Below are 12,121 nucleotides of genomic sequence, written 5' to 3'. Positions count from 1 at the left end.
CGATCAGATACGGCGCGCGAGCGCCGCGTTGCCGGTGATGCGTTGTGCTGGAGGAGCGGCTGACGTCGCGCCTGGGCTGGGTGTGCCGGAGACATTGGATCCCTGAATGTCCTGCGCCTGGTTCGGCGAGGCCCCGCCGGTAGCAGATGCCCCCTCCGGCCGCAATGGCCGGGGCGGCGCGAACAGGAACCCCTGGCCGAACCGCACGTCATAGTCGAGCAGATCGACCACGGCGCGCTCGCCTTCGATCCGCTCGGCGATCAGGTCGATACCGAAGCGGCCGAGCAGGTCGGAGAGGTCGGACGGGTGGATGTCGGAGGTCGAGGCCTGCCTCGGATCGAGCAACAGCGTGGCCGGCACCTTGATGAAGCGCACGCCGCGGTCGGCGAGCTCGCGCGGCTCGATGCGCAGATCCGTGACATGGTCGATCGAGAAGCGGAAGCCGCGCTGGGCGAGCGCGGCGAGGTTCTCGGACTCGGCCGGGCCGAGATTGCGGAAGGTCGACTGCTTGAACTCCAGCACCAGCGACGGCGCCAGCGCCCGGTTGGCTTCGAGGAAGTCGAGGCATTGCGCGAAGGTGGTGGAATTGCCGAGCGTGGAGGCCGCGACGTTGCAGAACACGCCGACGTCCTTGTTGCGGACCATCAGGCGGCGCAGCACCTGCACACAGCGCAGCATCACCATGTTGTCGACACGCCCGATCAGGCCCGAGGCCTCCGCGATGCTGATGAACTCCTCGGCGGCGATCAACTGGTCGCGCTCGTCGCGGACCCGTGTCACCGCCTCGTAGAACCGCACCTTGCGCTGCGGCAGCGTCACCATCGGCTGGAGGAAGATGTCGACGCGGTTCTCGTCGATCGCGCTGCGCAGCGTCGCCAGCAATTGGGTCTGGTTGCGTCCGTTGGGAGTCTGAACCGGATGGGCGGCTTGGGCCTGAACTGACGGTGCCGGCCGCGGCTGCGCTGCGGGAGGCGGGGGAGCCGCGGGAAGCGGTGGCGGCGCCACCGGCCGCTCCCCGAGCGGCGCGATCAGGTCGATCGGTGCTTCCGGTTCCGCCCTTGCGACCGGAGCGGGAGAGGGCGGCGTCGCGCCGGCCAGCAGGTCCTCATGGGTCGACACGGTGGACGCGAGCTGCTTGACCAGCCCGCCGAGCTCGTTGATCTCGCCGACCACCGACTGGATGCGGTCGGAATTGGTCGAATTGGACGAGGCGATACGCCCTTCGATCGCAGCCAACCGGCGGCCGAATTCCGCCACCTGGCGGGCGAGGTCGGCGGTGCCGCGCGAGAGGTCGGCGATCTGGCCGCCGACGTCGCTGCGGTCGCGTAGCCGCATCGACACCGCGTTGTAGAGGATCAGGAAGGTCAGCGCGGTCAGCGCCACGATCGCGGATTCGGTTCCGCTGATGCCGGCGACCGCGTAGAGCGCCAGCCCGAGCGAGGCCGCGACCAGAACCATGCAGATGGCGATGAAGATCGTCGAAATGCGAATCATGCCGCGCGTTACGCCTCAAGAGCTGACTGCCTCACCCGGGAAAACACGGGTTACTGTGCGAACCCGTCACGCCTCATGCTCCCCCAAGCCGCGTGACCCTAACATCATTGTTGATTCGAGGGGATAGCGGTCCGTTCGCGGCGAGGTCAGGCCGGGGCGGCGGCGCCGACCGTATCCGCAGAGACCGCCTCGCGGCTTCCGAGCGGCCTCGGTTGCCCGGTGGTCGTGTCGCGCAGGGTCTGCCGTTCGATCTCCGAGTTCAGCTCGGCGCCGAACATGATGACGATCGCGGACATCCACATCCACATCATCAGGCCGATCGCCGCGCCGAGCGAGCCGTAGGTGGCGTTGTAATTGGTGAACTCGGACAGATACCAGGACAGCAAGGCAGAGCCGGCAATCCAGAGCAGGGCGGCCGCCACCGCGCCGAGGCTCAGCCATTGCCAGCGCGGCGCATCGCGGCTGGGTGCGAAGCGGTAGAGGATGGCAAGCGCCACGAGCAGGATGAGGAACAGGAGCGGCCATCGTGCCAGCGCCACGATCAGCTTGCTTTCGGGCGCCAGGCCGAGATGATCGAGCGCGAGCGGGAAGGCGACGACGGCGCCCACCATCAGCAGCAGTGCCACGATGCCGCCGGCCGTGAAGGCCAGCGACACCAAGTTCAGCCGGATGAAGCTGCGCTTCTCGCGCTCCTCATAGGCGACATTGAGGGCATCGAAGATCGATTTGACGCCGGCATTGGCGCTCCAGATCGCAAGCAGGAGGCCGAGCACGAAGGTGGCCCCAAGCGTCGTATTGCCCTTCGACACCACACGCGCGACCTGGTCCTCGACGATCTGGAACGAGCCCTCGGGCAGCATCGTCGCAAGCGTTTGCAGGTTGGCGCTGATCGTCGCGGGATCGGCGAACAGGCCGTACGATGAGACCAGCGCGGTGACGGCGGGGAAGATCGCGAGCAGCCCGAAGAACACGACACCGCCCGCCGTGGCGAGCAGGCGATCGTGGTCGATGCGCTGATAGGTACGCCAGAAGATATCCTTCCAGCCGGCCCAGGGGATAGCGAGGGGACTCTTCGCACGGCGGCCATGGCCGGGCTGCACGGCCGCACGCGCCGGGCTCGTTTCCGGTGAATTCGCCTCGCCGTTGCGGCGGTCTTGCGGAGGCCCCGGCCGGACCACGCCGGGGTCCTGGAAGTAGCGCTCTGCGGTCAGCACGAAGACGGCGGTGGCGGCGACCAGCAGCCAGGAGTCGAGCTGCCCTGAGCGCCGCGCGGGCATCTCAAGCGTCCAGTCCGTGCCCGTGCCGTCTCCGACGCGCGGCCGTGAAGCCCAGTAGCCCGACGGCTGCGAGCATCAGACCTAGCTGCACGGGACGGTTGGCGCGCAGGGGCCGGGTGTTGCCGCCGTGGCTGCGTTCGCCGGGCGCGAGCGGCGCCAGGGGAATCGTCGTCGCGACCTCCTTCACCGCCTGCTTGACCGTTCCGCGCGGAATCCGCGGGGTGGCGATCGCAACGCGCAGGCGGCTGGCCAGCGGCACGATCGGCTTGTCCCGACGCTTCATCTGAGCCAGAGCCGCACCGGCACAGCACGCAGCCAGGACCAACAGCACGGCGCCGACGGCACCGAAGCCCCAGAACTGTCCGTAGGTGATCGCGATCCAGCGGTACAGGGCGACCAGCCCGACAAAGAAGGCCGCGATCAGGAACAGCCCGGCCACTGCGAACAGGCCGGCCGCGACCGCATAGGACGTCGCCCGTCCCGTGGCCTGGCTGGTGCGGTCACGCAAGTAGGACCGGGCGGCACGCTTGAGATGGTTGAGTTTCAGCGCCACGCCGACGCGCAGCAATTCGCCCGATGGCGCGAGCATGCGGACATCCTCCGAGAGCGAGACATTCGTCGGGGATGAACGTGACGGGATTTGACTTGTTCCGCGCGGAGCACCGCCGCGGCGGCCGATCAGCCGAGATCGGCGGCCGCGATCCAGAACACCTCGCCTTCGGAGTCTTCGGTGTCCAGCCAGAGCAGCGGCAGTTCCGGGAAGGCCTCGTCGACCAATTCGCGGCCGCGGCCAATCTCGCAGATCAACCCGCCGTCCGGCGTCAGGTGCTCAGGGGCGTCGCGCAGGATCCGGCGCACCACGTCGAGACCGTCGACGCCGCCGTCGAAGGCAAGCTTCGGCTCGGCCCGGCATTCCGGCGGCAGGGCCGCCATGCCTTCCGCATCGACGTAAGGCGGGTTGGTGATGATAAGGTCGTATCTGTTATCGCCGAGCGGGGCGAACAGGTCGCCGCGATGGAGCGTGACCCGCTCATCGAGCCCGTGCTCCCCGACATTGCGCGCGGCGACTTCGAGCGCGCCCTTGGAGATGTCGACGGCATCGACCGTTGCATTCGGGAAGTGATACGCGGCGAGGATGGCAAGGCATCCCGAACCCGTGCAGAGGTCGAGCACGCGCTCGACGGCCGTGGGGTCGTCGATCAGCGAGCCGGCTTCGCCGTCGCCGCCGAAATGCGATTCCAGCAGTTCGCCGATGTAGGAGCGCGGGACGATGACGCGCTCGTCGACATAGAAGGGCAGGCCGCGCATGTAGATCTTGTTGACGAGATAGGCGGCCGGTTTGCGCGTGGTCACGCGCTGATGAATCAGGTCGAGGAGGGTCTTGCCTTCCGCGGCGGTGACGCGGGCGTGGGCAAAGGCCTCGAACTGGTCGGGATGCAGATGCAGGGCCTCGCAGACCAGGAAGGCCGCTTCCGCCACCGGATCGGTGGTGCCGTGCGCGAAGGCGAGCTTGGCTTCATTGAAGCGGCTCACGGCATAGCGGACGTAGTCGACGAGCGTGACAAGCTCGCCGCGGCCGACCTTCGCAAGCTTTGGCGCGGCGCGGCCGCGCGCGGTCTTTTTCGAAGCTCTTGCCATCAGGATTTCGTCCAGCGTGCGGCGGCCTCGTCGTCACGGGCGTGGGCCTCGACCCAGCCGGTGCCGGTGACGCTCTCTTCCTTCTTCCAGAACGGCGCGCTGGTCTTGAGATAGTCCATCAGGAACTCGGCCGCCTGGAATGCGGCCTGACGATGCTGCGAGGCGGTCAGCACCAGCACGATGTTCTGGCCGGGCATGAACCGCCCGACGCGATGGATGACCGTGACGCCGTTGAGCGGCCAGCGCGTGGTTGCCTCGTCGACATGACGCTTGATCTCTTCCTCGGCCATGCCGGGATAATGTTCGAGCGTCAGCGCGGCGATCTTCGCGCTATCCTCGTCGCCGCGGCAGATGCCGGAGAAGCTCACGACCGCGCCGATGTCGGTCCGGCTCCTGGTCAGGAGCGCGATCTCGCGCGCAATGTCGAAATCGTCCTCTTGAATACGGATGGTGACGGGGCCGGTGGTCGCAGGGGAAGTCATGGGCCTAGCCGCCGGTCATCGGCGGGAAGAACGCGATCTCGCGGGCGCCCGCGATTGCGGCGTCCGACTTGACATGGGCATGGTCGATCGCGGCGCGGATGACCTTCGGCTTCTCGAACGCATAGGCATAGGCCTCGCTCCGGCCGGACAGCCAGGCGATCAGCTCCTCGACGGTGCGCACGGTCGCGGGCGGCTCGATGGTTTCCTCGGCCTTGCCGACGCGTTCGCGCACCCAGGCAAAATATTTCACCTTCATACCTCATCCTCCTTGATGAGGTGATGGATGCCGGAGCGGAAATAATCGTAGCCGGTGTACATGGTGAGGATCGCCGAGGCCCACAGCAGCAAGAGGCCGATCTGGGTTACGACGGGCACGACCTGGTCGCCGGCCTCGCCCGCGAGCAGGAAGCCGATGGCGACGAGCTGGACCGTGGTCTTCCACTTGGCAAGCTTGGTGACGGGCACGCTGACGCGCAGCGCGGCGAGATATTCGCGCAGGCCCGAGACCAGGATCTCGCGGCACAGGATCACGATGGCGGCCCACAGCGACCAGCCATGGATGATACCGTCGGCGGCCAGCATCAGTAGGCAGGAGGCGACCAGCAGCTTGTCGGCGATCGGATCGAGCATCCGACCGAACGCCGATTGTTGATTCCAGATCCGCGCGTAATAGCCGTCGAGGTAATCGGTGACTGCCGCCGCGATGAAAATGGCGACCGCGACCCAGCGCAGCCACAACGGCTGATCCAGAATCGACTGCGCGTAGATGCACCCGACCACGACCGGGATCGCGGCGATCCGGCCATAGGTCAGGATGTTCGGGAGGGACATCGCGCGGCTGGTCGTCCCTCGTGTCGTGGCGATGTTCATCCGTCCTACCAATACCGCTCAAGCCTGAAGGTCAACCGTCCCGCTCCCAAATGGGGTGCAGGATGCGACGACCATATGACTGCGGACCCCTTAGTTCACCCCGGCTGGGGATGGAAATACTCGAAAATCCTGCGGGCGCTTTCGGCGCTCACCCCCGGAACCTTGCCGAGATCGGCGATCGAGGCCCGTTCGATCTCCTTCAGGGTTCCGAAATGATGCAGCAAGGCACGTTTGCGTGACGGGCCGATGCCCGGAATCTCCTGCAAACCGGCCTCGCGGATGTCCTTCTTGCGCAGCTTGCGGTGCGAGCCGATGACGAAGCGGTGGGCCTCGTCGCGCAGACGCTGAATGAAATAGAGCACGGGGTCGCGCGGCTCGAGCTTGATCGCCTCGCGCTCCGGCATGAACAGGGTCTCGCGGCCGGCATCCCGGTCCGGCCCCTTGGCGACCGACATCAGCGACACCTGGGTCAGGCCGAGATTTGCAAAGATCTCCCGGACGGCGTTGAGCTGGCCGCGGCCGCCGTCGATGATCACGAGGTCGGGCCATTGCGGAAAATCGTCGTCCTTGACCTTGGCGCCCTCCTCGGGCGGATTGATGAGGCGCTTGAAGCGGCGCTCCAGCACCTCGCGCATCATGCCGTAGTCGTCGCCGGGCGTGAGCCCTTCCGACTTGATGTTGAACTTGCGGTACTGGTTCTTCACGAAGCCGTCCGGGCCCGCGACGATCATGGCGCCGACCGCATTGGTGCCCTGGATGTGGCTGTTGTCGTAGACTTCGATGCGCTTGGGAGCATGCGGCAGGCTCAACGTCGTCGCCATGGCGTCGAGCAGGCGGCCCTGCGTCGCGGTGTCCGCGAGCTTCCGGCCCAGCGCCTCGCGCGCATTGGTCAGCGCATGGGCGACGAGCTCCTTTTTCTCGCCGCGCTTCGGCGCGGTGACCTCGATCTTGTGGCCGGCCTTGATCGACAGCGCGTTGGCAAGCAGCTCGCTCTCCTCGATCTCATGCGAAAGCAGGATGTTCTTCGGCGGCGGCTTGTCGTCGTAGAACTGGGCGAGGAAGGAGCCGAGCACTTCTTCGGGCGTAAAGGTCTTCTCCGCGCGCGGGAAATAGGCGCGGTTGCCCCAGTTCTGGCCGGTGCGGAAGAAGAACACCTCGACGCAGGAGAAGCCGCCCTCCTGGTGGATGGCGAACACGTCGGCCTCCTCTACCGTGCGCGGATTGATGCCCTGCTGCGACTGGATCGCCGACAGCGCGGCAAGGCGGTCGCGGTAGAGCGCGGCGGTCTCGAATTCGAGCTCGTTGGCCGCCTTCTCCATCTCGCCGGCGAGCTCCTGCTTCACCGCATGGCTCTTGCCGGAGAGGAAGTCGGTCGCCTCGCGCACCAGGGTCGTATAGCCGGGGAAATCGATCTCGCGGGTGCAGGGACCGGCGCAGCGGCGGATCTGGTAGAGCAGGCAGGGCCTGCTGCGGCTCTCGAAGAAGGAATCGGTGCAGGAGCGGATCAGGAACGCGCGCTGCAACGCCGTGATGGTGCGGTTGACGGCACCTGCGGAGGCGAACGGGCCGAAATAGCGTCCGGGCCGGGTCTGCGCTCCGCGGTGCTTCAGGATCTGCGGCGCCCAGTGGTCGCCGGTGATCAGGATATAGGGAAACGACTTGTCGTCGCGCAGCTGCACGTTGAAGCGCGGCCGGAGCTGCTTGATGAGGTTGGCTTCCAGCAGCAGCGCTTCGGTCTCGGTGTTGGTCGAGACGATCTCCACGGTCACCGTGGCTGCGATCATGCGCAGGATGCGCGCCGGCTGCGGCGCACTCTGGCGCGCGTAGTTGGACAGGCGCTTTTTGACGTTCTTGGCCTTGCCGACATAGAGCACGTCGGCATTCGCGTTGAGCATGCGATAGACGCCGGGCGAGGTCGGCGCGAGCCGGACCGCGCGCTCGATCGCCTCGTGGCCGCTCGCCAGCGGTTCTTCGCCGACTGCGCCGCTCTCTTCCAGGATGTCAGGCAGAAGCGCGTCGTCCTCGTCGTCGCCGCCCGTGGTGGCGGGATCGAGGTCCGGCGGTGCCGTCTCCTGGGGCGGGGCATCCAGTGCTGTGCCGCGCCTTGATTTGCGAACGCGGGTGTCGTCCGGATCGTCGGTGGAATCGTGAACCATGGGACGAATTTAGGCGCTGGGGGGACCGATTTGAAGTTCCGGCCATGCTGCACGCACAGGATGGCGGCGCAGTTCCCGGTAACGCTTCCTTAAGTCTGTTAAGCGCGCGGTAACGGGTCTTAACAGCCCTTTAACTTAAAACTCTCGATAAATCTTACGCGAAAAGGTCTTGGTTCCGTAACCATGCGACATGGCGCGGCGGCGCCGGCATCGCACCGGTTGCGGCAGTTGCGTTGGAGTGTGTGATGAAGAGGCTCGTTGTGGGCGCAGCCGCGTTGGTTGCCGCCGGCTGGACAGCTTCGGCAGAGGCCGCCGATCTCAGTTACGGGCAGCGTGCCCCCTATACCGTCAACCAGCCGCTGAACGCCTATAGCTGGGCCGGTCCGTATCTCGGCGGCAACATCGGCTATGAGTGGGGCTCGGTCGACAACAATCCCTCAAAGCCGTCCGGCTTCGTCGGCGGCGTTCAGGCCGGCTACAATTTCCAGAACGGCCCGTGGGTGTTCGGCGTCGAGGGCGACATCCAGGCCGCTGGCGCCGACGACACCTTCGCGCCGTGGAAGTTCTCCAATCCGTGGTTCGGCACCCTGCGCGGCCGCGCCGGCTATGCCTTCAGCAACGTGCTGTTCTACGGCACCGCCGGCCTCGCCTTCGGCGAACTGCGCGCGCAGACCTTCGGCTGGACGGAGTCGCACACCAGCGCCGGCTGGACCATCGGTGCCGGTGCGGAAGTCGGCCTCGCGCCGAACTGGAGCGCCAAGCTCGAATATCTCTACATCGATCTGTCGACGAGTCAGTTCGCAATTACAGGCGTGTCAAACGGCTATACCGCCAGCGTTGTGCGCGCAGGCGTCAACTATCACTTCTGATAGCCAAATAAGAAAATACCGGACAATAACCTCCCGGCCGCTCGCGGCCGGGACTTTTTTTGCGCCAGGTTTTTTTGCGTCAGGCCCGCTAGGAGAGGATGACCAAATTGACCGCCTTCGGTCCCTTCCCCTTCTTGTCCGGTTCGACTTCGAAAGTAATACGCTGTCCTTCGGCAAGGTCCTTCAGTCCCGCTCGCTCCACAGCAGTGATGTGAACGAAGACATCGCGACCGCCGTCATCCGGCTTGATAAAGCCGTAGCCGCGCTCGCCGTTGAAGAACTTGACCGTTCCCGTCATGGCCATCGGGAAACTCCCCCTCATTGCTCCTCCGTCGTGACGCAGACTCACGTCACGACATGACCGGGCCGTACGGAGCCCGGGAGCTGGCCATCCTTGGGCGGACCTTTCGGTCCGGCCGGATCTTTCTTAGGCCTTCACTCCGCCGCAACCATTCGCGGAAGCGGAACGTAAAGCCAGTCACGGAAATAGCATAATACGGTTCTTTGCAGATTGACTACGGCTCCTGCATATTTTTCCCAAGAATGCCGGAGTGTTACGGCCTCGGCACCTCTAATCGGAATCTGGCAGCGCCGCCCTGGCCGAGCGGCATTTCGAGCTCGGGCAGGATCGTCTTGAGCTCGCCATGCAGCGTGTAAGGGGGATTGACGATCAGCAGTCCGGTGGAGGTGAGGGCTGCGCCGTCAAGCTGCGGCGCGGCACTGAACTCGAGGCGCAGGCATTTGCCCGGTGGCTTTGCTGCGGCTGCGAGCCGCGCCACGAGCTGTGCCAGCGCATCGGTGGCGCGCCGACTCTTGGCCGGATACCAGATTACATAGATACCGGTCGGCCATTTTGCGAAAGCCTCCGAGAAGGCTTCGCCCAGCCGTTCGAACTCGTTCTTTGCCTCGAACGGCGGGTCGATCAGCACGAGCCCGCGCCGCTCCTTCGGCGGCACGAAGGCCGGCAGTGCCACCCAGCCGTCGAGATCGACCACGCGTGCCTGCTCGTCGCGGCGCAGCACGTCGATCAGCGCCTTGCGTGCCTTCGGCTCGAGTTCGCAGGCGACGAGGCGGTCCTGCGGCCTGAGCAGGCCGCGCGCGATCAGCGGCGAACCCGGATAGGCCTTGAGCTCGCCCTTCGGATTGAAGGCGCGGACGATGTCGAGATAGGGCTTTGTCAGCGCCGCGGTCTCGTTCGACAGGCGCGCCTGCATCAGTCGCGCGATGCCGGTCAGCCATTCGCCACCGCGCCGCGCCTCGTCGCTTTCGAGATCGTAGAGGCCGGCGCCGGCATGGGTGTCGATGACGCGGAACGCCCCCGGCTTGTCCTGCAAATAAGTGAGAATGCGCGCCAGCACGATGTGCTTGATGACATCGGCAAAGTTGCCGGCATGAAAGGCGTGACGGTAGTTCATGGCGGAGAGTTACGACATCGCGCGATGAAAGTAACTCCCGTCATTCCGGGGCGGTACGTAGCACCGAACTGCGCACCATAGTTCACGCTTCGCGTGCCCCGGAATGACGGAGCTGATTTAGCAGCTACCCACCCCTGATCGGCGGCATCGTCACCTGGTCGCGGCGGCAGGCGCGGCGGTCCATCTCCTCGCAGGCGCGGAATTGCAGGTCCTTGCTGAGGCAGATGCGGACCTCGGACAGCCGCGTCCGGTTGCAGGTGACCGAGACGGCGGCGCTGCCGAGGCCCGGATTGGCCTTGATGAAGGCCTCCTCGACGTCGGCAGGCGCCACGGTCTTGGCCTGCGACAATTCGAGATATTCGGCCGGAATCTTGATCGCGGCGCGCGCTTTCCTGATCGTCTCGAAATAGCTGCGGTCGGCGAGCCCCGAGCAGGTGCCGTGCTTGTCCCACTCGTTGAAGATCAGGCCCGGCGCCGGCATCAGGTCGAGCATCGAGGAGACGATGCTGCGGTTCAGCCGCGGCGCCGGCCGCTGGCAATATTCCGGGAAGCCGTTCTCATATTGCGGCCACAGCCCGTGCACCACGAAGGAATAGGGCCGGCCGCTGCACTGGATCTGGGAGCGGCCGCCGCGCTCCGCCGCCTCCTCGCAGAAGGAGGGCGACCACGAGAGCGACAGCACATAGAAATCGAATTCGCCGGGCGCGTTCTGCCGCCTGTCCTGCGCTGTCGCGACGCCCGCCGGCAAGACCAGCCCGGCGGCAAAGGTCAAGGCCAGGGTCAGCGAGATCATCAGGCGGGAGAACGAATGCAATCTGGAATGAAACATGGCGACGCCCCTCAACTAGACTGTGCAATCGAGCCTAGCAGGCGATGAGAACATTTCAAGAACAAAATTCGGGCGGCCCTCGTCAGGCCGGTGGCCCGGTCCGAATCAGGGCTGTCGAATTACTGCTTGGCGGCGCGGCAGGCCGGATTGTAGGCCCAGTTGCGGTCGAGCCCGACCACGCACCATTCGACACCATTGCCGTAACCAGCGAAGCCGCCATCCTCGATGATCGAGAAATGCACCTTGCGCACCTTGCCGTCGTTCAGCATGGCCTCGCCGGTGCAATAGCGGCGCGGAATATTGTCGGACTGCCAGGGTCGGAACGCGGTCTCGTGCACGGCGGAGAAGCCGGTGATCTTCAACGAGGAATTCCAGAAGGCGCTTTCCTTCTCCCAGAACTGGGTGGCGATCGTCGGCAGCGCCTTGTCGCAATCTGCCACATTGCCGTCATAGCGCGGTCCGCTCAGCCAGAAATTCAGCTCCAGCGGATTGGCGGCCCTGGCCTCACCGAGCGACAGCGCCCCGAACATGAGGCCGAGCACGGCGGCAAAGCGGAGCGATTTCAGGGAGGTCGAGGCGCGCATGGGCAATCCAGACAGATGATCTGCGGAGGTCGGACGGTGCCGCGAAGGGCGGGTGAGGTCAAGTGCAGCGCGGCAACACTTGGCCAGGAGTTGACCAGAACGTCGCATCCGACAGGGCTTCAGTTCTTTTCACTTCCGTCCCGGCACCGTAAACTGGCGCCAACCAATTGGAGTAACGGGAATGCGAATCATTGCGGCCGCGGGCCTTCTTGCCCTGGGTATGATGGCGGGCCAGTCGGCGCGCGCCGATATCCTTCCTGTGCCCCCGTTCAAGGGCAACGACACCGGCGGCATCATCGCCTATTCGATGGCCAATCAGGTCGATGCGCGGCAGGTCGCGGTCGATCATTGCGCGCGGTACGGCAAGGTCGTCAAATTCCTCGGCGTGCAGGCCTATGAGGGCGGCTACATCTCGTTCTCCTGCCGCTGGGTGCCCTATGGCGCCGCCAACCAGCCGATCCGCACGCTGTACTGAGGCGTTTTCGTAACGCAGCGATCTCTCAGCCG

14 protein-coding genes are annotated in these 12,121 nt (G+C 65.5%); 2 read left to right on the top strand and 12 right to left on the bottom strand.

The window, feature by feature from the left end; genetic code table 11:
• Positions 1–3 precede the first annotated feature (3 nt).
• The 8 genes from EI171_RS42705 to uvrC all read right to left on the bottom strand — a co-directional run bounded on the left by EI171_RS42705 (position 4) and on the right by uvrC (position 7,917).
• Positions 4–1,494: an EAL domain-containing protein gene (locus EI171_RS42705; RefSeq protein WP_161536721.1), complete on the bottom strand. Its 1,491-nt coding sequence runs from the start codon at positions 1,492–1,494 to the stop codon at positions 4–6.
• Positions 1,495–1,640: 146 nt separating this feature from the next.
• Positions 1,641–2,771, bottom strand: coding sequence for a YihY/virulence factor BrkB family protein (locus tag EI171_RS42700; protein ID WP_161536720.1), 1,131 nt, complete (start codon positions 2,769–2,771; stop codon positions 1,641–1,643).
• Between the two features lies 1 nt (position 2,772).
• Positions 2,773–3,360 carry a phage holin family protein gene (locus tag EI171_RS42695; RefSeq protein ID WP_060910444.1) on the bottom strand — a complete coding sequence of 196 codons (588 nt, stop codon included), beginning with the start codon at positions 3,358–3,360 and terminating at the stop codon, positions 2,773–2,775.
• A gap of 89 nt (positions 3,361–3,449) precedes the next feature.
• The gene (gene prmB / locus EI171_RS42690; protein WP_161536719.1) at positions 3,450–4,409 is read right to left on the bottom strand and encodes a 50S ribosomal protein L3 N(5)-glutamine methyltransferase; all 960 of its coding nucleotides are present in this window, start codon (positions 4,407–4,409) and stop codon (positions 3,450–3,452) included.
• Positions 4,409–4,891 carry a molybdenum cofactor biosynthesis protein MoaE gene (locus EI171_RS42685; protein WP_161536718.1) on the bottom strand — a complete coding sequence of 161 codons (483 nt, stop codon included), beginning with the start codon at positions 4,889–4,891 and terminating at the stop codon, positions 4,409–4,411. Before EI171_RS42685 ends, prmB begins: the two co-directional genes overlap by 1 nt.
• A gap of 4 nt (positions 4,892–4,895) precedes the next feature.
• Positions 4,896–5,147, bottom strand: coding sequence for a molybdopterin converting factor subunit 1 (moaD, locus tag EI171_RS42680; protein ID WP_011090205.1), 252 nt, complete (start codon positions 5,145–5,147; stop codon positions 4,896–4,898).
• Positions 5,144–5,761 carry a CDP-diacylglycerol--glycerol-3-phosphate 3-phosphatidyltransferase gene (gene pgsA / locus EI171_RS42675; RefSeq protein ID WP_011090204.1) on the bottom strand — a complete coding sequence of 206 codons (618 nt, stop codon included), beginning with the start codon at positions 5,759–5,761 and terminating at the stop codon, positions 5,144–5,146. The genes moaD and pgsA overlap by 4 nt, the downstream gene beginning before the upstream one ends.
• 95 nt (positions 5,762–5,856) lie before the next feature.
• Positions 5,857–7,917 (bottom strand): excinuclease ABC subunit UvrC, encoded by a 2,061-nt coding sequence (gene uvrC / locus EI171_RS42670; protein ID WP_011090203.1) that lies wholly within the window; start codon positions 7,915–7,917, stop codon positions 5,857–5,859.
• Between the two features lie 245 nt (positions 7,918–8,162).
• On the opposite strand from uvrC, the gene EI171_RS42665 reads away from it, so the two are divergent.
• Complete coding sequence (locus EI171_RS42665; protein WP_161536717.1) at positions 8,163–8,786, top strand: outer membrane protein; 624 nt, start codon at positions 8,163–8,165, stop codon at positions 8,784–8,786.
• A gap of 88 nt (positions 8,787–8,874) precedes the next feature.
• On the opposite strand, the gene EI171_RS42660 is transcribed toward EI171_RS42665, so the two are convergent.
• The 4 genes from EI171_RS42660 to EI171_RS42645 form a co-directional block, all read right to left on the bottom strand.
• Positions 8,875–9,090, bottom strand: a complete 216-nt coding sequence (locus EI171_RS42660; protein WP_008544396.1) for a cold-shock protein — start codon at positions 9,088–9,090, stop codon at positions 8,875–8,877.
• Between the two features lie 250 nt (positions 9,091–9,340).
• A complete protein-coding gene (locus EI171_RS42655; protein WP_011090201.1) occupies positions 9,341–10,201 on the bottom strand; it encodes a 23S rRNA (adenine(2030)-N(6))-methyltransferase RlmJ in 861 nt (286 codons plus the stop codon).
• A gap of 124 nt (positions 10,202–10,325) precedes the next feature.
• Positions 10,326–11,030, bottom strand: coding sequence for a ribonuclease T2 (locus tag EI171_RS42650; protein WP_028174663.1), 705 nt, complete (start codon positions 11,028–11,030; stop codon positions 10,326–10,328).
• A gap of 119 nt (positions 11,031–11,149) precedes the next feature.
• Positions 11,150–11,614, bottom strand: a complete 465-nt coding sequence (locus tag EI171_RS42645) for a hypothetical protein (RefSeq protein WP_028174664.1) — start codon at positions 11,612–11,614, stop codon at positions 11,150–11,152.
• 181 nt (positions 11,615–11,795) lie between these two features.
• On the opposite strand from EI171_RS42645, the gene EI171_RS42640 reads away from it, so the two are divergent.
• Positions 11,796–12,089, top strand: a complete 294-nt coding sequence (locus EI171_RS42640) for a hypothetical protein (protein ID WP_011090198.1) — start codon at positions 11,796–11,798, stop codon at positions 12,087–12,089.
• The last annotated feature ends 32 nt before the right edge of the window (positions 12,090–12,121 follow it).

Origin of the sequence: Bradyrhizobium sp. LCT2 (assembly GCF_009931255.1) — a bacterium.
In the GTDB taxonomy this organism is placed as follows: domain Bacteria; phylum Pseudomonadota; class Alphaproteobacteria; order Rhizobiales; family Xanthobacteraceae; genus Bradyrhizobium; species Bradyrhizobium diazoefficiens.
Note: the sequence above shows the minus strand (reverse complement) of the source record. Positions and strands in the feature narration are given on the sequence as shown.

Excerpts from the sequence above, each read along its gene's own strand:
- EI171_RS42700 (WP_161536720.1), bottom strand. The coding sequence starts at position 2,771 with ATGCCCGCGCGGCGCTCAGGGCAGCTCGACTCCTGGCTGCTGGTCGCC.
- moaD (WP_011090205.1), bottom strand. The coding sequence starts at position 5,147 with ATGAAGGTGAAATATTTTGCCTGGGTGCGCGAACGCGTCGGCAAGGCC.
- pgsA (WP_011090204.1), bottom strand. The coding sequence starts at position 5,761 with ATGAACATCGCCACGACACGAGGGACGACCAGCCGCGCGATGTCCCTC.
- prmB (WP_161536719.1), bottom strand. The coding sequence starts at position 4,409 with ATGGCAAGAGCTTCGAAAAAGACCGCGCGCGGCCGCGCCGCGCCAAAG.
- EI171_RS42655 (WP_011090201.1), bottom strand. The coding sequence starts at position 10,201 with ATGAACTACCGTCACGCCTTTCATGCCGGCAACTTTGCCGATGTCATC.
- EI171_RS42640 (WP_011090198.1), top strand. The coding sequence starts at position 11,796 with ATGCGAATCATTGCGGCCGCGGGCCTTCTTGCCCTGGGTATGATGGCG.
- EI171_RS42695 (WP_060910444.1), bottom strand. The coding sequence starts at position 3,360 with ATGCTCGCGCCATCGGGCGAATTGCTGCGCGTCGGCGTGGCGCTGAAA.
- EI171_RS42685 (WP_161536718.1), bottom strand. The coding sequence starts at position 4,891 with ATGACTTCCCCTGCGACCACCGGCCCCGTCACCATCCGTATTCAAGAG.
- EI171_RS42660 (WP_008544396.1), bottom strand. The coding sequence starts at position 9,090 with ATGGCCATGACGGGAACGGTCAAGTTCTTCAACGGCGAGCGCGGCTAC.
- EI171_RS42645 (WP_028174664.1), bottom strand. The coding sequence starts at position 11,614 with ATGCGCGCCTCGACCTCCCTGAAATCGCTCCGCTTTGCCGCCGTGCTC.
- EI171_RS42705 (WP_161536721.1), bottom strand. The coding sequence starts at position 1,494 with ATGATTCGCATTTCGACGATCTTCATCGCCATCTGCATGGTTCTGGTC.
- EI171_RS42665 (WP_161536717.1), top strand. The coding sequence starts at position 8,163 with ATGAAGAGGCTCGTTGTGGGCGCAGCCGCGTTGGTTGCCGCCGGCTGG.
- EI171_RS42650 (WP_028174663.1), bottom strand. The coding sequence starts at position 11,030 with ATGTTTCATTCCAGATTGCATTCGTTCTCCCGCCTGATGATCTCGCTG.
- uvrC (WP_011090203.1), bottom strand. The coding sequence starts at position 7,917 with ATGGTTCACGATTCCACCGACGATCCGGACGACACCCGCGTTCGCAAA.